Origin of the sequence: Bradyrhizobium sp. CCBAU 45384, assembly GCF_028128665.1 — a bacterium.
GTDB classification, from domain to species: domain Bacteria; phylum Pseudomonadota; class Alphaproteobacteria; order Rhizobiales; family Xanthobacteraceae; genus Bradyrhizobium; species Bradyrhizobium manausense.
The window spans coordinates 15007-36956 of the sequence record NZ_LBIZ01000082.1 but is presented as its reverse complement, the minus strand read 5'-3'; the positions used below and the strand labels follow the sequence as shown (position 1 = coordinate 36956).

Annotated in this window: 19 protein-coding genes and 1 pseudogene; 12 read left to right on the top strand and 8 right to left on the bottom strand. The window is 57.6% G+C overall.

Features of this window, described 5'->3' with window-relative positions; genetic code table 11:
• Positions 1-52 precede the first annotated feature (52 nt).
• Positions 53-1360: a hypothetical protein gene (locus tag XH80_RS05090; protein ID WP_271597610.1), complete on the top strand. Its 1308-nt coding sequence runs from the start codon at positions 53-55 to the stop codon at positions 1358-1360.
• On the opposite strand, the gene XH80_RS05085 is transcribed toward XH80_RS05090, so the two are convergent.
• Positions 1361-2461 (bottom strand): glycosyltransferase family 2 protein, encoded by a 1101-nt coding sequence (locus XH80_RS05085; protein ID WP_271597609.1) that lies wholly within the window; start codon positions 2459-2461, stop codon positions 1361-1363.
• A 440-nt stretch (positions 2462-2901) separates the two neighbouring features.
• On the opposite strand from XH80_RS05085, the gene XH80_RS05080 reads away from it, so the two are divergent.
• The 6 genes from XH80_RS05080 to XH80_RS05055 all read left to right on the top strand — a co-directional run bounded on the left by XH80_RS05080 (position 2902) and on the right by XH80_RS05055 (position 10519).
• Complete coding sequence (locus XH80_RS05080; RefSeq protein WP_271597608.1) at positions 2902-3180, top strand: hypothetical protein; 279 nt, start codon at positions 2902-2904, stop codon at positions 3178-3180.
• A gap of 391 nt (positions 3181-3571) precedes the next feature.
• Positions 3572-4555 carry an NAD-dependent epimerase/dehydratase family protein gene (locus XH80_RS05075; RefSeq protein ID WP_271597607.1) on the top strand — a complete coding sequence of 328 codons (984 nt, stop codon included), beginning with the start codon at positions 3572-3574 and terminating at the stop codon, positions 4553-4555.
• Positions 4556-5160: 605 nt separating this feature from the next.
• A complete protein-coding gene (locus XH80_RS05070) occupies positions 5161-7575 on the top strand; it encodes a polysaccharide biosynthesis tyrosine autokinase (protein WP_271597606.1) in 2415 nt (804 codons plus the stop codon).
• A gap of 68 nt (positions 7576-7643) precedes the next feature.
• Positions 7644-8285, top strand: a complete 642-nt coding sequence (locus XH80_RS05065) for a hypothetical protein (RefSeq protein WP_271597605.1) — start codon at positions 7644-7646, stop codon at positions 8283-8285.
• Positions 8286-8424: 139 nt separating this feature from the next.
• Positions 8425-9846, top strand: coding sequence for a hypothetical protein (locus XH80_RS05060; RefSeq protein ID WP_271597604.1), 1422 nt, complete (start codon positions 8425-8427; stop codon positions 9844-9846).
• Between the two features lie 349 nt (positions 9847-10195).
• The gene (locus tag XH80_RS05055) at positions 10196-10519 is read left to right on the top strand and encodes a hypothetical protein (protein ID WP_271597603.1); all 324 of its coding nucleotides are present in this window, start codon (positions 10196-10198) and stop codon (positions 10517-10519) included.
• Between the two features lie 844 nt (positions 10520-11363).
• Here XH80_RS05055 and XH80_RS05050 read toward each other — a convergent pair.
• Positions 11364-12794: an undecaprenyl-phosphate glucose phosphotransferase gene (locus tag XH80_RS05050; RefSeq protein WP_271597602.1), complete on the bottom strand. Its 1431-nt coding sequence runs from the start codon at positions 12792-12794 to the stop codon at positions 11364-11366.
• A 563-nt stretch (positions 12795-13357) separates the two neighbouring features.
• On the opposite strand from XH80_RS05050, the gene XH80_RS05045 reads away from it, so the two are divergent.
• Positions 13358-14095 (top strand): metallophosphoesterase, encoded by a 738-nt coding sequence (locus XH80_RS05045; RefSeq protein ID WP_271597601.1) that lies wholly within the window; start codon positions 13358-13360, stop codon positions 14093-14095.
• A gap of 25 nt (positions 14096-14120) precedes the next feature.
• On the opposite strand, the gene XH80_RS05040 is transcribed toward XH80_RS05045, so the two are convergent.
• Positions 14121-14396 (bottom strand): hypothetical protein, encoded by a 276-nt coding sequence (locus XH80_RS05040; protein ID WP_271597600.1) that lies wholly within the window; start codon positions 14394-14396, stop codon positions 14121-14123.
• Positions 14397-14897: 501 nt separating this feature from the next.
• On the opposite strand from XH80_RS05040, the gene XH80_RS05035 reads away from it, so the two are divergent.
• Together XH80_RS05035 and XH80_RS05030 are read left to right on the top strand one after the other, a co-directional pair.
• Positions 14898-15164 carry a hypothetical protein gene (locus XH80_RS05035; RefSeq protein WP_271597599.1) on the top strand — a complete coding sequence of 89 codons (267 nt, stop codon included), beginning with the start codon at positions 14898-14900 and terminating at the stop codon, positions 15162-15164.
• 348 nt (positions 15165-15512) lie between these two features.
• Complete coding sequence (locus XH80_RS05030) at positions 15513-16475, top strand: UDP-glucuronic acid decarboxylase family protein (RefSeq protein WP_271597598.1); 963 nt, start codon at positions 15513-15515, stop codon at positions 16473-16475.
• Here the strand turns inward: XH80_RS05030 and XH80_RS05025 are convergent.
• Positions 16450-16830, bottom strand: coding sequence for a hypothetical protein (locus tag XH80_RS05025; protein WP_271597597.1), 381 nt, complete (start codon positions 16828-16830; stop codon positions 16450-16452). The two genes, XH80_RS05030 and XH80_RS05025, sit on opposite strands and share 26 nt — an antisense overlap.
• A gap of 171 nt (positions 16831-17001) precedes the next feature.
• A complete protein-coding gene (locus XH80_RS05020; protein ID WP_271597596.1) occupies positions 17002-17337 on the bottom strand; it encodes an H-NS histone family protein in 336 nt (111 codons plus the stop codon).
• Between the two features lie 305 nt (positions 17338-17642).
• Here XH80_RS05020 and XH80_RS05015 point away from each other — a divergent pair, with 305 nt between their 5' ends.
• Positions 17643-17879, top strand: coding sequence for a hypothetical protein (locus XH80_RS05015; RefSeq protein WP_271597595.1), 237 nt, complete (start codon positions 17643-17645; stop codon positions 17877-17879).
• Between the two features lie 368 nt (positions 17880-18247).
• Here the strand turns inward: XH80_RS05015 and XH80_RS05010 are convergent, their stop codons facing one another.
• The 3 genes and pseudogenes from XH80_RS05010 to XH80_RS05000 all read right to left on the bottom strand — a co-directional run bounded on the left by XH80_RS05010 (position 18248) and on the right by XH80_RS05000 (position 21101).
• Positions 18248-18448, bottom strand: coding sequence for a hypothetical protein (locus tag XH80_RS05010; protein WP_220006295.1), 201 nt, complete (start codon positions 18446-18448; stop codon positions 18248-18250).
• A gap of 629 nt (positions 18449-19077) precedes the next feature.
• The gene (locus XH80_RS05005; RefSeq protein ID WP_271597594.1) at positions 19078-19539 is read right to left on the bottom strand and encodes a DUF4399 domain-containing protein; all 462 of its coding nucleotides are present in this window, start codon (positions 19537-19539) and stop codon (positions 19078-19080) included.
• A gap of 21 nt (positions 19540-19560) precedes the next feature.
• Positions 19561-21101, bottom strand: a pseudogene (locus tag XH80_RS05000) (SUMF1/EgtB/PvdO family nonheme iron enzyme).
• A 431-nt stretch (positions 21102-21532) separates the two neighbouring features.
• On the opposite strand from XH80_RS05000, the gene XH80_RS04995 reads away from it, so the two are divergent.
• On the top strand, positions 21533-21715 hold the full coding sequence (locus XH80_RS04995; RefSeq protein ID WP_271597593.1) for a hypothetical protein: 183 nt from the start codon (positions 21533-21535) through the stop codon (positions 21713-21715).
• The last annotated feature ends 235 nt before the right edge of the window (positions 21716-21950 follow it).

Here is a 21950-nt window from a genome sequence, read left to right as displayed (position 1 = left end):
AGACGCACCCACCCACCGAGGCGCCAAGAAACAGTAATCGACGAGTCCCAAGATGGTGAGCCTCGACACATTCCCAGCCAGAGCCTCGTCTAACAAGCGGGCTGCAGCAGCGTCAAGCGACGAGACCAACAGCGTCATTTTCGCGCATATTGCCTTCATTCTGTGCATTTGCATGCAGCGCTTCGGACTGCTTATCGGAACCGGACAGATCTTCTTTTCGCTGTTCGGATTCCTCGCGCTCGTCGCGTGGGGATGGCGGGTTGGTCTGGTGAGCATTCGCGGGCCACAGACTCTCGCATTCGGGCTCGTCGTCGTCTGGTTTCTCTTCAGCGCGGTCGCCGCAGCCGAATCTCCCGATCGCGGTGTCGAGATGAGCCCGGCATCACTTGCGATGGTTCTTGTCACGAATTCGATCTTCCTGTTCGGACCTTCGACGAGATTCTCGAACGAGGCGGTCCTTCCCGTCTTCCTGTTCTATGTTCGCCTGTGTGCCGTTCTGGCAATCGTCCAGATTGCTCTTCAATTCGGCGGAATACGCCTCTTCTCGTTCAAGGATGCAATCCCGTCGCTCGATCCGGTCCTCGTCGAGTCGGCCTACAACCAAAATGCGGTGGAATTTTATGGGTCTTTGAATCGGCGCGCGAACGGGTTTTTCCCGATGGAGCCGGGAGCGCTGTCTCAGTTGCTCGCTATAGGTGTGGTCGTCGATGTGTTCATTTTGCGGCGACTTGCCTATCTTCCGTTGTACGCCATCTCATACGTGCTCACTCGGTCGGGATCGGGCCTCCTGGTACTCGTCGTGTCCCTCGGTGCCTATCCCCTGATTGCTCCGCTCAAATCACTGCGGGTTATCGCCATCGGGGCGGCCGTTGCCGTGCTCATCGGCACAACGTATCTCGTTGCACCGGAACCTTTCGATCCGATCGTCAGCAGGCTTAATGAATTCAGTTCAACCAAGTCGAGCGGCTATGCCCGCTACGTCGCGCAACTACAGACCTGGGACTATCTCTTTCAGACCGACAGAGTGCTTATCGGCTCCGGGCCCGGCGGGTTGGAACGCTCGCCCGCCTACTTTGGCGGCAGCGGAAATCCCGTTCTCAAGCTCGTCGCGGATTACGGAATTATCGGGCTACTGATTTTCCTGTTCTATCTCGTCCTCTCGATATTCAGGAAAGACAACTCGATGCTCGCATTGACAATGCTGGCCTGCTATCAGCTCGGCGGCGGCAACCTCGCGATGGCTCCATTCCTGATCATGATGGCAATGCTGTGCGTATGGTCGCAGCCGCCAGGCGGCGCCGGCCTGAGGTCGATCCGTCCCAAAGCTGCGTCTGACCGAAGTGTCCCAGCCCTGCCCTGATCATCGAATGATCCGGAGTCGGCCGAGCAACGCGCGCAACCATTTCGGCCGCTGGGCGGGCACGTAGCGCAAACTCACCAGGGCACGACGGAAGTACTGCGGACTGATCAGGATGCAGAAGATCCAAGCCAGCAGCGATAGGCGCTGCGATCTTGAGAAACCTTGCGGCGACGCAGCCGCTCCAAGCGCATCGACAGCGATGCTCAATGAACTATCCGCCGCGATTGGATGAAGGTCCGGCCGCAGCTTGTACGACGCTATCCGCAAACAAAGAAATATCAAATTGCTCTTGAGCGCATCGGGCGCAACCGGCAGCTTCTCCGTGCGCGCGATCTCGGAAAAGAACTTGTACCGCCTCCGCGTGAGGTCGATCTCTCTCGCAAAGCGGGTATCGTCGAGTTGAAGGAAAGCCCCGTGATTGAGGCCGTGCACGCGATAGTCCGCCAACGGTTTGGTGATCGTCACGATCTCGCCACACGCAGGAGCGGCCGCCAAAAGATAACTGTCCGGAGCTCGATCAATGAAGTCGGACTCAAAGCCGAAGACACGCTCGACAAACCATTTCGGGTAGGCATTTCCTGACCCGGGCGGCGTCGGATAAGCGCCGGTTGTTGCCATCCATTTGCGGACGTCCTCCGAGGACGGACAGGAGAAGTACTGCGGCAGGACATTTCCGGTCGGCTTCCCCTCGGCATCGATCACGCGCATCTGAAACTGATATTTGCTCGCGGCTTTGGACCAGACGGATACGATCTCCGTCATCACATCAGGATGCAGGGCATCGTCCGAGTCGAGAAATATGATGATATCGCCGGACGACCTGCGAAAGCCGTTCACACAGGACATCATCTGCCCGGCGTTCGCCTGGCTGATGATTGTGACTTCGTCTGCAAACTCGTTGATGACGTCGAGTGAATGGTCCGTCGACCCGTCATCGACGACGATCACTTCGATGTTTGGCCATCGTATGTCCAGCGCGCTGCGGATCGTGGATCCCACGTAAGCTGCGTAATTGTGGTTCGGAATGATGACCGAGAGGCGCGGCAGGGTCGCCAGTTCGACTTCCGGCAACTCAGCATGTCCTGGTATCTTCTTCAACATTCGCCGCTCAGAATACTCGCGTTGTAAGTACGTCGCATGACCGCCGACAGAACATCACCGTCGACGGACGTCAGACACCCAATCCAGGAAGGTGCAGCCTCTAGCACGTGTTTTCAAGCGCAAGGAAGAGGCACGATTGCTCCTGCAATCCGGGAACCATTTTGCCTGTCATTCTGTTGCCGCAACTGCAAATCTATCCTGCCGCCGACAATCGCGGCTTCTTTCGGGAAGCTGGTCCCAACTCATGGATGTGCAGAGCAGTGAAGATACATGATAACCGATCTAGGCGCTCAGACGGTTATGCGGCGATATGTGTAGCTATCGCTTCATCGCTTCTCGCAACGATGGCAAATGCTCAAATTTCCGGCTTCGGTCGCACATCTCCTCCGATGTATGGCGGCTCCGGCATTTCCACTCGGCCTTCGAGTTCGATTCGACCTATGGAAGGTACTTTCGCTCCAAATCACACGACAGCGGACGGAAAGCTTTGCATATCGGTCAATCCGTTGACGCACCCCCAAGCCAACAATCCCAAGATCATCGAGCAGATCGTGCTGGTTCAAAACATTTGCGGTCAGTCGATCAGGGTTCGGGTTTGCTACGCGGGAAGTTCCGACTGCATTGTCGTTCCGCTCGAAGGCTACCAGAAACTGCAGAGACTATTGGGGATTGCGGCCGGATCGACGAACTTTCAATTTGAGTATCGCGAGCTCTATTGAGTCGTCGATTCAGACATAACCCCTGGTTGCACGCCCAAGAAATGTGCGCCTCGCCGCTTGAACCAACGCCACCGCATTCGGGATCGCCAAATGGAACTGAAGTTTCCGCGTTCACACGCGCTGCCTGTAACGATCTTGTTATCGCCGCATCAAAAGCGCACGACTAACCAATTGCTGCCCCGATTTGCTCGCTTCATTGATATCCAGCAGCGAAAGCGCTCGCGGTCGCGAGCGGGCGTGCTGCGTGTCAAGCGATCCTGGACTGTGCAGGCACAACTCTTGCAACGGCGGTCGTGCAGTTTTCCGATGCGCGCGCTCCATCCTCAGCAAGCCTTGAACCGAAGTTCGTCGCAGTTGATTCAGCACATTCACTCACGTTGACCTCGCGCACATGTCCCATCCCACCCAGGCTATTGTATTTGGAGGCGCAGGCTTCATCGGTACACATCTGATGACGCGAATGCTCGCTTCCGGCCGCTACGACCGAATCGTCTCAGTGGATATCGCGAAGCCCAGGGCGCACGTCGAAGGCGTCGAATATGTCCATCATGATGTCCGTGAGCCAATCGAACCGAAACTCGGTGGCGGGGTGCCTGCCGATATCTTCAACCTCGCCGCGATCCATGTCACCCCGGGTCATCCGGACGGCGACTATTATTATACAAACGTGCTGGGTGCGGTGCACGTCTGCCGATTTGCGAGAGACACTGGCAGTCGGAATGTCATCTTTACCAGCTCGATATCGGTCTACGGTCCGGCGGAAACCCCACTTACCGAAGATGCGACGCCAGTCCCCGTCAGTGCTTATGGGCGTTCCAAACTCTCGGCCGAAGCAATCCATCGCCTATGGCAGTCGGAGGACCCGGACAGGCGGCTGACCATCGTGCGCCCCGCAGTTATCTATGGGCGCTACGAGCGAGGCAATTTCACGCGATTGTCGAGGCTTCTCGAAAGGCGGGCCTTCATCTATCCCGGCCGAACCGACACCATCAAGTCGTGCGGCTACGTGAAGGACCTGGTCTCGTCGATGCTCTTCATGGCGTCTCGCAACGACAGTTTGTCGATCTACAATTTCTGCTATGAGCACCGTTACACCATCAGCGAGATTTGCTCCGCCTTCTCCGAAGCTGCCGAATACCCAAAGCCGACGATAACGATTCCGGTATGGCTCATGAATCTCGCCGTGCTTCCATTCGAGATGCTGCAAGCTGTCGGCATCAAGACCGGCATCAATCGTGACCGGATCAAGAAGTTGTGGTTTTCTACGAACGTTCTGCCGAAGCACCTGATCGCAAGCGGGTTCAAATTCGACTACGATCTGGCAAGCTCGCTTGTGGATTGGAATCGGGAATCCTCCATCAAAGATTTTGATTGAGGTCTCGTTGGATTGATGGTGGAACTTCAAAGCCGACCCTCGCCACCATAGGGGACGAAACCAGACTGGTTCGCATTCCGGCGCCTCATTCGGTCGTAACCCTGAGACCGGATTTGCCTTGCCTGCTGCAGCTGCTGGATCCCCATCCTTGTCCGTCACACTCAGGCCGATATTGCATCGCAGAATTCGTGGCCGGTCGGGCGCTGTTCCACCGGGTCGGCACGCGGGATTCGGGCAACCTGCCCAATTCATGGGCGAACAATGATCTTCTCAGGCGGCGTAAATTGCCTCGATCTTGAAAGTCGCTTTTTGGCGGAGTTGACGGAGATGGCATTATGACGATTTTGCGGCGAGCGGCACCGACAATGGCCCGGCAGCGTTGCCGACACTTCTCTGACCAACAACGTGCCGAACTATCCGGCTAGGTGTTCTCGCCGAGGCCTCGATGCCATTGCTCAACTCTCGAGCGCCGCGATCTCGATCACCCGGCGTGTCGAATTCTACCAACGTGCAACTTCTACGTGGTACTTTGCAATTCACGAATTCAGCGCGGCGGCAAGGCCAGCCTGATGCCGCATTCACAGAGATTTAGGTAGGCGGGCCGGATGCTTCAAAAGATCACATCTCGCGAGATTGAAACCACCGCGCCGGAGGCTCCATCGCTGGAGCAGACCATCTCCTCTGCGCTTGCGCTGGTGAGCCGCCAGTATCCAGTAATGATTTTCACGCTGCTCCTGTGCATCTGCCTTGCCGGCTTTTACGTGTTCACGGCACCGAAGCGATATACCGGAACGGCCATCCTGATGATCGACAGCCGCAAGATGCAGGGCCTGCAGACGCAAGCGCCCGCGAGCGGCGCAGACAACCCGATCGACTCGGCGATGGTCGACAGTCAGGTCGAACTTCTCAAGTCCGAAGCGATCGCCTCCAAAGTCATCAAGGACCTGAAACTTGCGGAGTCGGCAGACTTCATGAGCGACGGTGGCGGATTGCTCAGCAGCATCAGTAACGCGATTACCAGAATATTCGCCGAGTCGACCCCGCCCACGGAAGAGCAAATACTGCGCGCAGCACTCGCTCGCTTTGCGAGCGGCCTCAGCATCAAGCGCGTCGGCGTGAGCTATGTTATCGAGATCTCCTTTCAGGCATTATCGCAGGACCTGGCAGCGCGGATCGCCAACGCGGTCGCCGAAGGCTATATCGTGGACTCGTTGGAATCGAAATATCAGGCCTCGAGACGGGCGGCGGTCTGGCTGCAGGACCGATTGAAGGAATTGCGGTCGCAGGCGTCTTCCGCCGAACGCACCGTTGCGGATTTCAAGGCCAAGAACAACATCGTCGACGCCGGCGGGCGACTGCTCACCGAGCAGCAACTCGCTGAAATCAATACTTCGTTGACGACTGCGCGTAGCCAACGTGCGGAGGCACAAGCTAAGCTCGAACGCATCACCGCGATATTGAATGCGGACAGCGAAGATTCCAAGGTCATTCTGAATGAACTGGCAACTGTGAGCGAGACGATGGCCAACCCGGTCATCACCAAGTTGCGCCAGACCTATCTCGAGTACGCGGCCAAGCAGGCCGATTGGTCGAACCGGTATGGATCGACACATCTGGCGGTTGTCAATTTACGCAACCAGATGCGAGAAATTCGACGCTCGATCATTGACGAACTGCGACGCACGGCCGAGGTCTACAAGAGTGACCTTGAAATTGCTAAGGCGCGCGAGGAGTCCAGCCAGAAGAGCTTGAACGATACGATCGCGGTCTCGAATAATACCAGCCAGGCCCAGATCGTCCTGAGAGATCTGGAAAGCAACGCTCAGAGCGCTCGCGCATTGTCGGACAACTTTCTGCAACTGTACATGGTCTCGGTTCAGCAGCAATCGTTTCCCGTTACTGAAGCGAGGGTGATCAGTCAGGCCGCGTCGACTCTTCCCAACAAGACGTCGCCAAGAACGACACTCATTCTGCTTGCGGCGATCGTGGGTGGGTCGATTCTCGCGGCTCTCGTCGCAATTCTACTTGATTTGATGGATCGCGTCTTCCGCACCGTTTCGCAGGTCGAGCAGTTCGTGGATACCCGCTGTCTCGCTTCGATTCCGGTCATCGAGCAGGGTGCCGTCAAAGCGATTTCCGCTGAATCCGGCAAGGCCGCCTGGAGATTCGGTAAACGAGACAAGCCCAAACCGCAGCAGGCACCGCCGAGATACGGAGCATCTGGCACGACGTTGCCACTACATGGGTCCGCGCCCGGGTTCAGCCACCAGCAGTCGCATCGCGACCGTCTGCTTTCAACCAAGGAGAGCGTCGGGCGGCACGTGATCAATGCCCCATTTTCACGCTTCGCAGAGGGATTTCGGTCAATCAAGCTAGCCAGCGATTTTGCAAATTTCGGTGCAGGGTCCAACAAGGTCCTGGGGATTACCTCCGCACTTCCGAACGAGGGAAAGTCAACCGTCAGCGAAGCGCTGGCGCAGACCCTGGCGCAAAGCGGGTGCCGTACGCTGCTGATCGATGGCGACATCCGCAACCCAAGCCTCACCGCAAGGCTTACACCGGCTGCTCAGGATGGCTTGATCCATGTCGTCATCGGCCAAGCCGACTGGAGGAACGTGGTCTGGATAGACCCGCAGACGAATCTACATTTTCTTCCTTGTGCCATCACATCCCGCTTCTCGAATTCGAGCGACGTTCTGGCCTCGCAACAGATGGAAGACCTGTTCCAGCAACTACGGCAGCACTTTGATCGCATCGTTCTCGATCTTAGCCCGCTGGCGCCGGTCGTCGACGTTCGGGCGACCAGGGGGTTGGCCGATTCCTATATCCTTGTCATCGAATGGGCGAAGTCGAAAATCGACATCGTCGAGCGCGTGCTAGACGAAACGCCGGTTGTGCGCGAGCGGATGCTCGGTGCGGTTCTTAACAAGGTGAACGTGTCGGTGATGAGCCGCTACGATACGTACGGCGCAGCCTACTATCGCAATCGATACTACAAGAGGTATGGTTACGTCGATTGACGTCAGATGCTTGATCCGGACCAGTGGGCAGCGCTTGCCCAATTTTTGACAGGGCCCTTGGATACAACATGAATGATTTGGCGCTAGCGCATGTCAGGTCGGCGCTTCTCATGGCGCTCACAGTTCTGCTCGGTACCGGCCTGTTGATGACGACGACTCCCGGTCGAGCCGAGCCGGTGCGTCCGGGCATTCTGAACTGCGGTTCTGGCATCAGCCCCGAGCAGCGTCGACGTTGCGACGAAGAGGCATTCAAGCAGATCGAGTCCGGCAGCCAATCGACACAGCTTGAGGGCGGATGGCGCCTAGTGAAGAGCAAGAATCCAGACGGCGGCGACGATGCCATTTCAGTGATGCATGTCGTCGATAGTGCCAAGTCGGATACACGCCTTGCTGGTCTGAGCCTGCAATGCGGGAAGGGCGGCATCGAAATTGTACTCATTGTACTCGAGCCACTGTCCCGCTCGGCGCGACCGAACGTAGCTCTCATGGCAGGAGAGAAGCGCGCAGAGTTCCAGGCATCCGTAATCCAGGGCGGCGTGGCGCTCCTACTACCCGCCGACGCCTCGAAGCTTGCTGCCAGCGACTGGCAAACCGCAAACGAGCTTGCGGTCGAAATCGGGACTACACCGAGCGCGATCCGCGGCGCGGTGCCGATGGCTGGACTGGCGACGGCTCTCCGTTACTTGTCGCAGTACTGCTATGCTCGATAGTTTAGCTGGTCACGGAAACTGTCATGCCGGGCGAATCCCGTAAATCGACTGCATGTGACGAGTTGACAGGCCGCGTTGTGATGATGCGTCATAGTGGCAACTATCCGGCCATCCATCACCGAGACGACGGTGGCGTCGCGTGCTCGGCTATGCGACGCGTATCAATGTCTCACTCGCGCAATGCTGCGCTCCATTCCCGCTTCCACGTCTCACGGTTCTCCGATTGCTTATCGCTTCCTGGCTTTTGATCACATTGCTGGCCGCGACTCCGATCTTGGCCATCACAAGTGGCTCCTTCGCACAGCATGTGATTTCACTTGCTACTGCCTTGATGATGGCAATGGCAACAAGAGGTCCGGAGGCGCAAATCGCGTCTGCGGCGCAGTTGCTGAAGCAGTTTCTCATTATATTCTTGCTTCCGGTCGTCTGGATGACGTTGCAAATCTTTCCGATGTCTTCGCTTGCGAACCCGATCTGGTCGGCGACTTCGATCGCATTGAATCAGCCATCGCTGCAGGGCAGCATTAGCGTTGATACGGGCGCAACGCTGCAAAGCCTGTTCCTCTATCTGGTCAATGTGTCGCTGCTGGTGTCGACCGTCATCATCACACGGGATCGCCGTATGGCCGAAACGATCCTGTTCGTATTGAGCGCAGTGACGAGCCTCATGTCAGTCGAGTTCCTACTCGGCCGGCTCGATTTATTCGCCGGAATCATTCCCCAGTCCGGCGCAGCCAAGGATCTGTTTCCGGCAGCTGCGGCTCTTGCGATATTGACAAATGGCGCGCTGGTCGCTCGGGCACTCGAACGCCACCTGCACCAGCAGAACATCCACAATCTGGCCTCGCCCCAACTGTGGGTCGGCGTTTTCTGCGGCCTGTTAGGAATTACCGTAGCCTCCGCCGCACTTGCGGCCCTCGAACGACACACATTGGTGGCGGTTACTGGCTGCGGATTGATGGTCCTCGTGTTCATAGCCGCTGTCCGGCGCTTGGGATTTCGCTTTTGGCCCTCGGCTCTGTTGTTCTTGGTCCTTGCAGCGATCGCCAGTGCGATGGTTGTGCCGCACTCACTATCCGGAGGCTTGGGTCTCGTTGGATTCGTCAGCCTCCCCCCGGAAGCAGTTGCGCCGGCAAGGCACCTGCTCTCTGATGCACCGACGTGGGGGAATGGTCTCGGAACCTTTAGGTTGACTTCGAGAGCCTATCAGGAGTTCGGAGCTGCGCTGGCAGACCCTCCCTCTACCGCAGTCTTGATGGCTGTCGAGGCGGGAAGATTGCCGAGCGCCCTCCTGGCAGCGTTCGCCGCCCAGTTCTTCCTCGTTAGCTTTCGCGGCGCCGTCCGGCGAGGACGTGATTCCTTTTTCGCGGCCACCGCGGCCGCCGGCGTCGTCGTTGTACTCTGCGAGAGCTTTCTTGACTCAAGCCTCTCAAACCCCACGATTCAAGCGATTGTGGCGATAATGGTTGGAGTTGGACTTGCACAATCAGTGGGACGGACCAGTGGCGCCAACCACTCGGCGGCATCCGCGCACCGTAATACTAGCTTTATATTGAACTAATGCATCGACAATGAGTTCATCGGGCTCCTTTCGCATTCTTTTGATGGCCTTGGCCGTGACGGTCGGATGCTATACCATTGCGTCGGCCGTGACAGCGCTAGGGCGGACAACATTTCCCGCAGATGCGGCCGAGATTGGGGCGCGGTGGACTGGAGATGCGACCTCAGTGTTGGGAACGCGCTCGCCGTTTGTATCGGAGCTGGAGAGCAATCATTCCTTGATCGGCGCGCTGCAGAAAATTGAGTCCGGTCAGCTAGGGCCCACGATCCTACGATCAATAGCGCATACCGACGCTCTCAGCCGGGTCCGGCGGACGCTGTCGACTTCTCCTTACAATCCCGAACTATGGATGGCGCTGGCGCTGCTTCAGGTCCAGCGCGACCCGCACGATCCGGTCGTGGTCGAGGCCCTGAAGATGGCATATTTCGTCGCACCAAACGACGCGCGATTGATGCCGGTGCGGATCGACATGGTGGCCCACTTCGACCCACTCGCCCTTCCCGATGTCAAGGACCTCGTACGCAATGACATTCGGCTCATCCTGATACGCCGATCTGGGTCGAGATCGGCACTCGTGTCCGCTTATCGGAGGGCATCAAAACTGGGCAAAGCTTTCCTGGAGGATGCCGTTGAATCGATCGACCCGTCCTTCCTGGCGACACTGCGCGGTTGAATTCGGACAGGACACTCCTGATGAAGTGCGGGGAGCGGCACCGGGTGATGCCGGAGTTGACCGCTTCGTTCATAGGTTACAGATCTTCGATCGTTCAGGAAAAGCGCGCGCTGCCGCGCGTTTTTCTTTTCACGATCAATTCTCTTGCGCTATACGGGCCGGTTCCCACCGCCGGCGAACTCACCTAGCGCTCGCGCGATCCATAAGTCCAGCGCCAACCGTAGTGGTGCGGAGTCCACAAACGACGGTCATTGTCGTAGCCGATGTTTGCGGGGATTGACGAGGCGGTCGTGGGGTGATCGAGACAATCTCGGGAACTCGTCGGCTGGAAGGAGCCAGCTGACGCTGCAACAGCGCTGCGCACCCTTTCCTTCCGCGGTTCCGACGGTTAACTTGATCCCATACTGCTGCATTTCGGTGGACTGGATGACGATACTTGCCATATTAAGCATCTGGCTGCTGCTCAACGTTTTATTCGTGCTCATCGTGGTTCCTCCCCGCGGGTCGCGATCGCGGCTCAACAGGTCGGGAACAATCCTTGCGCCGGTCCCGATCGAAAAGAATCAAGACCAGCTAGGTAGCAACGAAACGTTCTCCCTTCGCCATGCTCTCGGATCACTCGCGACCGGAGTCTTTTTCGTCCTGATGCCCCGGCTGATCGCAATTCGGGAGGTCATCGTGCGGCTATGGAACAGGACCCGTAGGTATAAAGCCTAAAACTTGGAGCCTTTGAAGTAGGTCGTCGCGTTCGTCACTCCAAAAGGAGCTCTCGCCTCAATCCGCATCTAGCTCAGCGCATATGAATGAGTCCGCGCCGCGCCCCGCCAAGGCCGCCCGCGCTGACCTAGTACGCCTCCTGGGAAATGACGGTAGCCGCCGTGCGCGCCATGATTTTCAGATCGAGCCAAATGCTCCAATTCCTTACATACCAAACGTCATATTCTACCCGCTTTTCCATCAGATCGATGGTCGGCGTTTCGCCCCGGAAGCCGTTAACCTGAGCCCAGCCCGTGAGGCCCGGCTTCATGTGGTGGCGGTATACGTAGTTGCTGATGAGCTCGTCATAATAATTGTCGTGGGCAAGCGCATGTGGGCGTGGTCCGACCAACGACATGTCGCCGCGCAGCACGTTCCAGAGCTGGGGCAACTCGTCAATGCTGGTCATGCGCAGGAAGCGCCCAATCCTCGTGACGCGCGCGTCCCTCTTGGTTGCCTGAGTAATCGAGTTACCATTCTCGCACACGTACATGCTGCGAAATTTCCAGATGTCAAACGGCTTGCCGTTGAAGCCGCGGCGCGACTGTCGAAAGATCACGCTCCCAGGCGAATCCAGCTTGATCAGAATGGAGACGGTGATCAGCACCGGCGCCAGGGCCACTAGCGAAAACAACGCCAGACCGATGTCGAGGCAGCGCTTTTGGAGACGTTCAAACACGCTGAGCGGTGGTCGCTGAATCTCGATTGCCACCGTGCCGCTGACCGGCAAAAACGGGCGCGATACCAGATCAGCGATCGAATTATCCGGCAAGAGACGGATCGGCTGTGGTACAGCGCGCAAGTGCAGTTCGAGTTGCTGCAACAACGGCAGCTCATTCCAATCAACCGCCAACAGGTACTCCTCGACATCCGCTGCACGGGATTGGAGAATGACATCGCGAATTTGCCTCTCCCAGCTGCCGCCATGGTTGTTAGCGGGAAGCACGAAATGGCGAACCACGTCGAATCCGTTCTTGCGCAGGTCCTTGAAACGGCTCGAGGTGAAATCAAGCGGCTTCAGGCTGAGCAAGGCGACCTTGCGATCGACCAATCGGCCCTTGGCAAAGTTCGTGCCGAGCACCCACTGCCACGCAAAGCGCAGGCTGAGCAACCCAAGGCCGCCAATTCCGGTGAAGACGAGGAACGTGCCGCGGGAGAGATTGTCCGACGATTTCAATAGAAACGCCGCGACCGCAAGGATCGTCAGTGACACCAGCCAGATGATCACCGCTTTGCGCAATTGCCAGACCAGACTAAGCAAACGGTGCGTTGCATACACACCCTGAAAATAGGCGATTGCAACGAAAACTGCGCTGACGATCAGTCCGGCGCCGATGGGCGCTCCGTCTCCAGATGTGGGCGTGGCGACGCTATAAAGTTCCGACGCCAGCGCGTAGCAGAGCAAGATCAGCAAAAGGTCGGCCGCGATGACGAGGAGCTGAAAAGGCTTCTGAAGAGCCGTGCCCCGTGCGGAGGACGTGGCATAGGTGCTGTCAGAACCATAAGTGGCAACAACCATTCGATCCTCTACGTGTGGAGAGTGCCTGGCGGTCATTGTGATGCTGAAGATTTACCGCTTCCAAACGAAGGGTGTTAAGTGATCGCAGCGACATTGTGGCGCTGCATGCAAAACTTTTGCGATGCACGAATGATGTGTCGCGTCGAAATGCGCATCGACAATTCGACGCGCACTGAAGATCTCGTCACGGTGCTGACATATCGGCGACGCGCTGCCGCATTTTGAATCAAGTTCCATATCCTCCGCGTGCTTTAACGGTCACGCGAGCGCGTCTTCGCTCATCTTTGAGGCGCTCATCTGTCGCGAGACCGCGAGGAGTCACTTGCGGGAATACAGATGAATTTCAATCTGCGGATGCATCACGAAATTTGGAATGAGGCATGCATCTTTGCCGCGCTATGGAACCCGTCGCAAGGAGCAAGAAGTTCCGCCCTTCTTTTGGCGTGATCAAGCCGGAGAACGAGGACCTACTCCATCCACCGCACATTGTTCGTATCAGATGGGGAGTTCTCAGGTGCCGGCGACTTGGGGAAATTTCTCGACCACCTGATCGATTTTGCTCCATGATATCTTTCGCCCGACCACGTCGGCCAATCCACAAGCCGCACTTGCCCGACGGGATTCGCATCTATGCGATCTCGGATATTCACGGCTGTGCGCATCTGCTGCAGCCGATGTTGCGGGTGATCGACGCCGACGTGGCTCGCAGCCGCCCGCACTATGCGATCGAGGTTTTCATGGGCGATTACATCGATCGCGGCCCGGACACGCGCGCCACCCTCGACATCCTGGTCGAGCGTAGTCGCCGGGGCAATGCGGTCTTCCTCAAGGGTAATCACGAGGCATTTCTGGTGAGCGTGTTCGAAGACCCTTCACTGTTCGCGGACTGGATTGCGGTCGGGGGGGCCCAGACATTGATGTCTTACGGGCTCGCCCCGCCGGATTTGAAGCGCGAGGAGCCGACGTCGATCCTGCGCGATTTGATTCGCGCAATGCCGACTGAGCATCTGGAATTCCTCGACAATCTGCGGCTTAGCTTTACGTGCGGGGATTTCTTCTTTGTGCATGCGGGCGTTCGACCCGGCGTGGCGCTATCCGAACAGCAAGAGAACGATCTTTTGTGGATTCGTAAGGAGTTCTTGGAGAGCAAAAAGCATTTTGGAAAATATGTCGTGCACGGTCACACGCCGGTGCGCAGCGCCGACGTACGATATAACCGCGCCAACATCGACACCGGCGCCTATGCTACCGGCAATCTCACTCTGATGAGTATCCAGGGAAGCAGGATGCTCGCGGTGTGAGATCGAATGCGAACGAGTCGATGGACTAGTTGAGCAAGTGAGGCGTCAGCCGAGTGCGGGTCTCGGCCATCCAATTGCTCCAGGCCTGCTCGTGTTTGACGTAGAGTTCGAGCCAACGCTCGTTATGCTTGTGCTGACGGATCCCAGGCTCACCGGCGAGCAAGTCAGCGCCCGGGCGGGCTTGCCCACTCTCGAGAGTCTCGAATTCGATTGTCTCGGAAATCGTCAGGCCGACCAGAACACGTTGGCCGGCACCGTCCTTGATGTAGCGCCGCGGAGCATCCTTCTTTGGCTCGCTCATGTCGTCGTCCCCTCTAAAGTGATACGATGCCCATCTACAGCATGACCGGACGAAGGCTAGAAAGCCCGTCGCGTATGTCCGAAAGTCGATGTCCGGGCAGGTCTTGCTGAAGGACGCGAGGCGGAGAGGAACAAGTTTGCCACCTTCCGTCGGACACGCCAGGCGCGCAATGCGTATCCCAAGGCGAGCCCGGAGCAGAAGAACGATGCGGAGACAGAGGCAGAAACCATTGAACGCGTCCTGAGGAATCTGACACTCATCAAGAGTGAGTAGTGTGTCGACATCATGATTCCTGGCGCCGAAAGATTGATCACGTGAGATCTTTGGTGTGCAGCGTCGGACTCGATCTTCACCGCACACCTGTCCGGCCGATCACGACTGCGCACGGACTCCATGCTCCGAAGACGATTGTCCGCGGCATTTGGTGCGACCGGACGCCCTTGCAACCTTTCGGAACCCGTAGCATTATTGCCCGTCTCATTTTAATAGGGATTCCATGCAATGAGCCTCCGTGCCCTTGGTCCATCTGTTGCCCTTTCCGTACTCGGCATCGCCATGACAACAACCATGGCTCCGGCCGCCGAACTGGCGCTTGCCCCATCGCACCATCGCGCGGCCTACGTCCAGACCGGCTATGTGTTTTGGGACGACGTCTATCCCCCCGCGGTCTATGGCCCGCAGCTTCGTCCCGTCGAAGAGGTCCAGGCCATGAAGGCACAGGCCCAGCCGATTCCTCGGCGTGGTTGGTGGCCATTTTGGTTTCGGTAAGCACCGGAGTGATTAGCTAAGCCAAGTCACGCTCGAACAACGACCGCCGCTACATCGGGGCAACCGAGCAGCGGCGGTTTGCGTTGCAAGCTCGAGCTTTTTCGCTGATGGGACTGCCGCGGAGCGCTTTTCAACTGCGTAAGTTGGGCGATACGTACGCATCCGGGGAAGGCCCCGGCTAGACTAGACGCGCATCGCCGCGCGCCTCGGCTGGTAAAAATACGAAAACAACCGCATGCATAGTAGAGTAATTAATTAGCTCGACCCAAGCCACTTGGCTGTTGGCGAGCCCGGCTGTTGCCGATACCACTCAGCCCGCCCCGCCGCGCGGACAATCTGGAACCGATCATGCCGTTTGAAAGCTACAAGAACAGCCGCATCCTCGTAACCGGAGGCGCCGGCTTCATCGGATCGCACATCTGCGAGCGACTGCTCGATGCCGGCGCCGAGGTAGTGTCTGCGGACAATTATTTCACCGGCAGCCGGCGCAACATTGCTCATTTGATCGCAAATCCGCTATTCGAGGCGGTCAGGCACGACGTCACCTTCCCGCTCTACATCGAGGTCGACGCGATCTTCAACCTAGCCTGCCCGGCCTCGCCGATCCACTACCAGCGCGACCCCGTGCAGACTACCAAGACCTCGGTGCACGGCGCCATCAACATGCTCGGCCTCGCCAAGCGGCTGAAGGCGCGTATCTTCCAAGCCTCGACCAGCGAGGTCTACGGCGATCCGCTGATCCATCCCCAGGCGGAAGATTACTGGGGCAACGTCAATCCGATCGGCATCCGTTCCTGCTACGACGAGGGCAAGCGCTGTGCGGAGACGTTGTTCTTTGACTATTGGCGCCAGCACGGCCTGCAGATCAAGGTCGCGCGCATCTTCAACACCTATGGTCCGCGTATGCAGCCCAATGACGGTCGCGTGGTATCGTCCTTCATCGTTCAGGCGCTGAAGGGCGAGCCGATCAGCGTGTTCGGCGACGGCGGGCAGACCCGCTCGTTCTGCTATGTCGACGATCTCGTCGAGGCGATCATGCGGCTAATGGTGACGGGCGAAGACGTCACCGGCCCGATCAACCTCGGCAACAATTCCGAGTTCACCATCCGCGAACTCGCCGAGAAGGTCATCGAGCTCACGGGATCGCGCTCAAGGCTGGAGTTCAACCCATTGCCTGAGGACGATCCGCGCCAGCGCCAGCCCGACCTCACCAAGGCCAAGGTCGCCCTGAACTGGGAGCCGAAGGTGGCGCTCGAGGACGGCCTGAAGGAGACCATCGCCTATTTCAAGCACTCGCTCGAGATGGTCTGAGCCCGCTCGCGCCTTCCATCTTCTCGTCCGCTGCTGGCATGCCGGACGTGAGCGTGCAGTCGGGCCGCTGTCTACTAATCTGAAATGCCTCTGCAATCGAACCCACGGCGCGCAGTAACTCGAGCGAGATCCAAGCCACCACTAATCGACAATTTGACTCTCGCCGGCGCCGCGCTTCGAGTATCCGTTTGGCGTAGGCCGCACCGTCTTCTCCGACGCCATAGACCCAGATGACGCCATCCTCGATCTCCACCTCGTTGGCGATGTCCCACAGCCAATCTTCATCTTCGCCGAGGTCTTTGGCGACCTTGGCGAGGGTGGTGACGTGATGGACCTTGTTGATGTGCGTGGTCATGCTGCTTGAGCGGAGAATGTTGATGCCGGCGTTACTGTCCTAATGGACAGTGATGGGCGCACCATCGGCAGTAATGAGGGACTCCGTTGATAGTGCTGATACGCGAGCAAGCAGCCCCTCGTGGCCTCGCTTGACGCGAAGCGCGAGGATGACGAGCGAAGGCACGAGGCCTTATCCGCTCCTGCGTCGGCCTTCGCCTGGACGGTCGATCAGGAAGTCCTCCAGCCTATTTCCAGCCGTAAGCTGTGCTTTGAGCCACAGAGGTGTCTTGCCACGGCCTGACCAACTTTGCACCAGATTATCTGGATTGTGATACTTGGCGAAAACTGGCGGATATGAGCGGCGTTTTCGCACACCCCTCATCCTCTCGGCAGTGTCGAGTTCACAAAGGCGCAATTCTAATGCGGCTTTCTTGGTGACTATCTTTTCAGCCAGCACATCCGTGATTTCTTGATACAAAATCCACAGATCATCTGTGCACATGGATCTAAAGTCGTCACTTGTCATGACACCCCCAAAGCAAGTCACCGTGTTTGCGCCGCAAGCGGCAATCTAATCTACCGCGGGTGACCGGCAAGAGTTGGGCGATATAATCCACATTATTATCATTATCGGACCTGGTTTTTTTTGCCGCCGAATGCAGGCTGGTCCATCTGCCGCGTGGTTCAATCGTCAGCAATGGTCAGCCCGACCGTCCTTGAACAGATCATCGAGCAGCGCAATTCAAATGGATGCAGGTCTTCGTTTTAAATATGATCTTGCCAGCACTCTCGTTTTGAATACAACCACCATATTGCTGCGGAGCTTCTGCGATGCCACTGCATTTCCGTGGCTCTGTCACGCACATGGACATATGGAGTGCAACCACTCACGGCCTTTCTTTTGTAGTCAGCGTCGAGAGCATCGATGGTCCCAGTTTTTATGATCGCCCTGGCTATATGGCGCGTTGGAGGCCGCTTTACGAAAGCACCGGCGCCATCGAGCTCGATGCATCGCCATTCACGGCGTTTGCGGAGGCCGAGAAGGCCTTGGTCTGCTCAGAAGTATAGAACGAGATGAGCAGAACTCGATGGCAGCACCTATGATCTCCAACCTCTCAGGTTCGCGATAGCCGTCAAGCCTCGACTGGCCGGACTGCTTTGGCGGCGCTCACAACCGGACTTGAGCGGGACCTGGCACGGGCACCCGGCCAGTTTAGGGTCCCCCTCCCCCCGCCGGAGCATCTCCAGCGGAAATTCCCGGGCCTGCGCGGTTGATGCTGCTACTCCGCTTCTACGAAGCGGTGACAGATGCGGGCGAACTCCGGCAAGTTCGCACCGAAGGATTCTCGAGCCGGGGAGACCACACCAACTGATGATTGGCCCAAAGCCCTTCGCATCATTCTCCGGGCTGCGCCAACGTTGCACCGCGGGCGGGGCTACCGCCACATAGTGGGAGCGTCACTCAGCGCTTTCCGGCCGACCTGCATCAGGCCATCGGCCGACGTTTCGCCTTTCGTCGCGGCCTCAAGAATTTTGGATGCCACATGCGCACGGGCACCGGTTTCGTGAGGCGAAACGCCATCACAGATTTCGTTCAGAACTGCACGTAGCAGGGCCGTGGTAGCGGCATCAAACATTGTGCCCCCCGGAGAATGAAAGATACAAGGATCGGATCGAGAGACGTATTCAAAGAAATTATTCGTCAGTTTAGCAAAACAATCCAAGGGTTCAATCGGATATATTTCAAGCCAGGGAATTTTGTGTATTTTTTTAAAGTAGCTAGACTAGACTGCCCTTTTTCATCCTCGGGATTTTTAGGGAAAGCTTAAGTTCTCGCGCCTTCGAGATGACGGCAGCTGGACTGCGTTCAAGCCTCAACGCAAGTTCTCGGGTGGGCAATTCTCGCGCTAGCGTCCTCAATAAGGCCAGATCTTGATAGCTCCACGGTCTCACGACGTGTCGTCGCATCGCTGTCTCCAACTCGGTTAATAAAAAAATCTACTGGCAAAAATTCGTTCGAGTACCGGATACAATGAAAATAGCGCGGTTTAGGCGATGTCGAAACAGGCGAACCGCCCGGAGCTGACAGGCTTCTGGAATTATTACGAACTGAGCGCGTTCGGTTTTAATTAATAAACCTGGCCGCATGCCAACGGCAAGGCTCACGATCGGAGTTTGGCTCGCGGGGCTGCACGCTTTCTTTGGTCGTTCGTGGACAATTTGCGAGCCTGTATCGCGAGATTTTGGGCCACGAGCCAGGAGCCGCCTAGTGCAGACGACGCCAGCGACGCCGCTTGATAGCCTCCTCTCCGACCCGGACGGTGATTTTGTCCGATACGACCGGAGGATCGAATGGGTAGTGCTTGGCGTCGCCCAGAACGAGCTGGAGAGTGTGCCTTCCAGGCGGAAGTTCGAGATACGTTTCGGTCTGTCCGGCGCCGAAGTGCAAGTGAGATTTGTCTTGCGGGATTGGCTCCTTGGGATCGACCGGCTCGTCAACGTCCACCAAGAGATGGTGATGACCGCTGTTCGCGTAGTCGTCGCCCGCGTGCGTCACGCCCATGTTTCGCAGCCCGAACCGGGCCCAAAAGCCGCTTTTGATTTTCTGGCCATCCACGGGTGAGATAAAGTACAGCTTCGCGTCATTCGGAGGCGATTTACCTTGCCCATGCGCCATTTCTGTCAGCAAGAGGGGCGCTACAAGGACAACCATACCCACAATCCTCATCCGGTACCTCCTTGCCAGTTCTCAGGAACCTAGGGCCACGCGCAGGCCGTGCGTAGGATATCTGACACCAGCGTCATAGCTGTCTCGGTTCGAGGGACGCACGTGTCTGGCATCGTTTTTCCAAGAGCCGGACCGAATGACGCGCGAAGCGCAGTCCCCTGTAATCCAGGGTGAGCCATCTGTCGGCGCGCCCTGATGGTTTTTATGCCAGCAGTCATCGGTCCATTGATCGACCGTCCCTCCCGTATCGTACAGACCGAACCGATTTTGCGGATAGTTTCCCACCTTGACCGGAGCCGCGGACGAGGACGGTTCGCAGTCCTTGCATCCCGCCATCCCTGGCATCATCCGATCGCCCCACCAATACTTGGACTGAGTGCCTGCGCGCGCCGCATATTCCCACTCCGCTTCACTCGGCAGCCGATATGGCTTGCCGGTCACCTTAGCCAGCCACGTCACATATTGTCGTGCATCCGTCCAACTCAGGTCGCCCGCTGGCGCCTCGTCGTCTCCGGCTGCGGTAACGGTGCACCCCTTGGCGGCGGCGCATTCATTCCATTCTCGAACGGTCACCGGGTATTTGCCAATTGAGAAGGGTCGCACCGTCACCTGATGGATCGGCCGTTCCGTCGGATCATCATTGCTGCCCATTGCAAACGCTCCACCGGGAATCGGGACCATCTCGGGCTCGCGCGGAGTAGGCTCATGAGACGCCTGCGGAACGGGTGTGCTCGACTTCGCCACGATGGTTGGCGCGTTGACGCCTGACGATGCCGGCGCCTCAGGGCTCTGCTGAGACTGAGTCAGACTGGGAGTTGTCGGCGTGAGTGGAGCGACGGGGGTCGAAGACGGCACCGAAACTTGCCGCCCCGCTCCACCCTTCGGCTGCTGGACCAGGTACCACAGCACACTGCTCGCCAAGACCAGACTTGTGACGCCCAGCAGCAAGATCAGGATCGTCTCGCGACGATTCCGCCGACCTGCAACCGCCTGTGCAGCGGGGAGCACCCGATAGATCGTCACAGGATCGGTGATGTTCTTGACGCGCCGGTCTCCCAACGCTTCATAGCCGCAGACCAGCTTGTGTTTGATCTGCTCGTAGATTGCGCCGGAGATGAATACCTGCCCTGGTTCAGCAAGACCTTCGATGCGCGTGGCGATGTTGACGCCGTCGCCGTAAATGTCGTCCGGCTCGACGATGACGTCACCCAGGTTGACGCCAATCCGATACTCGATTCTTGAATGCTTCGGCAAAACGTTGCGGCCAAGCAGGTTCTGCTGAATCACGATTGCGCAACGCACCGCTTCAACCGGACTGTCAAAAATCGCGATAAAGCCGTCTCCGGTCGTCTTAACGAGCCTCCCCTCGTGTTCGCTTATGCTCGGCTCAACCAAATCGCGCTGAATGCGTTTGACACGCTTGTGGGTGCCCTCCTCGTCCAACTGCATGAGATGGCTATAGGAGGCGATATCACCGACGATGATCGCTGCGAGGCGGCGCGGCGCGCTACTGTCCCACCTCCCTCCCGCTCTCCCGACCTGAAATTGCGTATCTCGGCCATCATTAAGCTCCAGGGCTGCGGACAATTCTTGGGTGGCCATGCAGCTTTCGATTGGCGTGATCAAAATAATATTAAATAGACTGCATTTAAATGGGAGGTCAATGTCTATCATCGGACCCATTACCTGAATTCAATGTAGTGATCTCCTGGTGTATCCTCTGACCGTTGCAGGCTCTCGTGCTGCGAAAAGCGATCAATTGCTTAGATGGTTCCGCGGGGTCGAGCGGGCCTCTCGCCGATTGCCTCGTGCAACGAACTTTGGTCACCGGCCCTGCTCTTTTTCACGAACAGTAAGGACGATCGGTTGGCCTGCGGGAAAGCAGCCGCCGCTGTGAACGGCGTCACAACGGAATTGAAACGAGAGCGCTAAGGTGCGTCGTCGCACTTGCGCGAATATCCTGTAGGTGCGCGCTCCAACGATGGAGGCGATCATGCTCGTCGTATTCGACCTGCTCTATCGCGAATATTGGCGCGCGCGCCTTGCTGAAATGCAAAAACTGCTTTTGTTGGCCGGCGAAAGCGCCAAGCCTTCAAAAGAAGGTCATGGCGCGGCTGATCAGAGTCACGACGAGAAAGACTCCCTGCAACAACGCGGCTGGCACGCCGCCGATTGAGGCGGCCGACCGCGGCGCACCCCTGTTGCCGCAGCATACGTCGCCGACAACAAGATCCGCATTTTTTTCGGCCAATTCGCAGTCCAATCCTGACGAATTCCACCTTCCGGTTCGCACTGCGTGACTAAATTTGGTCAAATTGGCACTGGTCTTTATCTCCGGGGCAGGACCCATTAACCCCGGAGTCTTGCATGTTTAAGCAAATAGTTGTTGCGTCCCTGCTTGTTTCAATTGA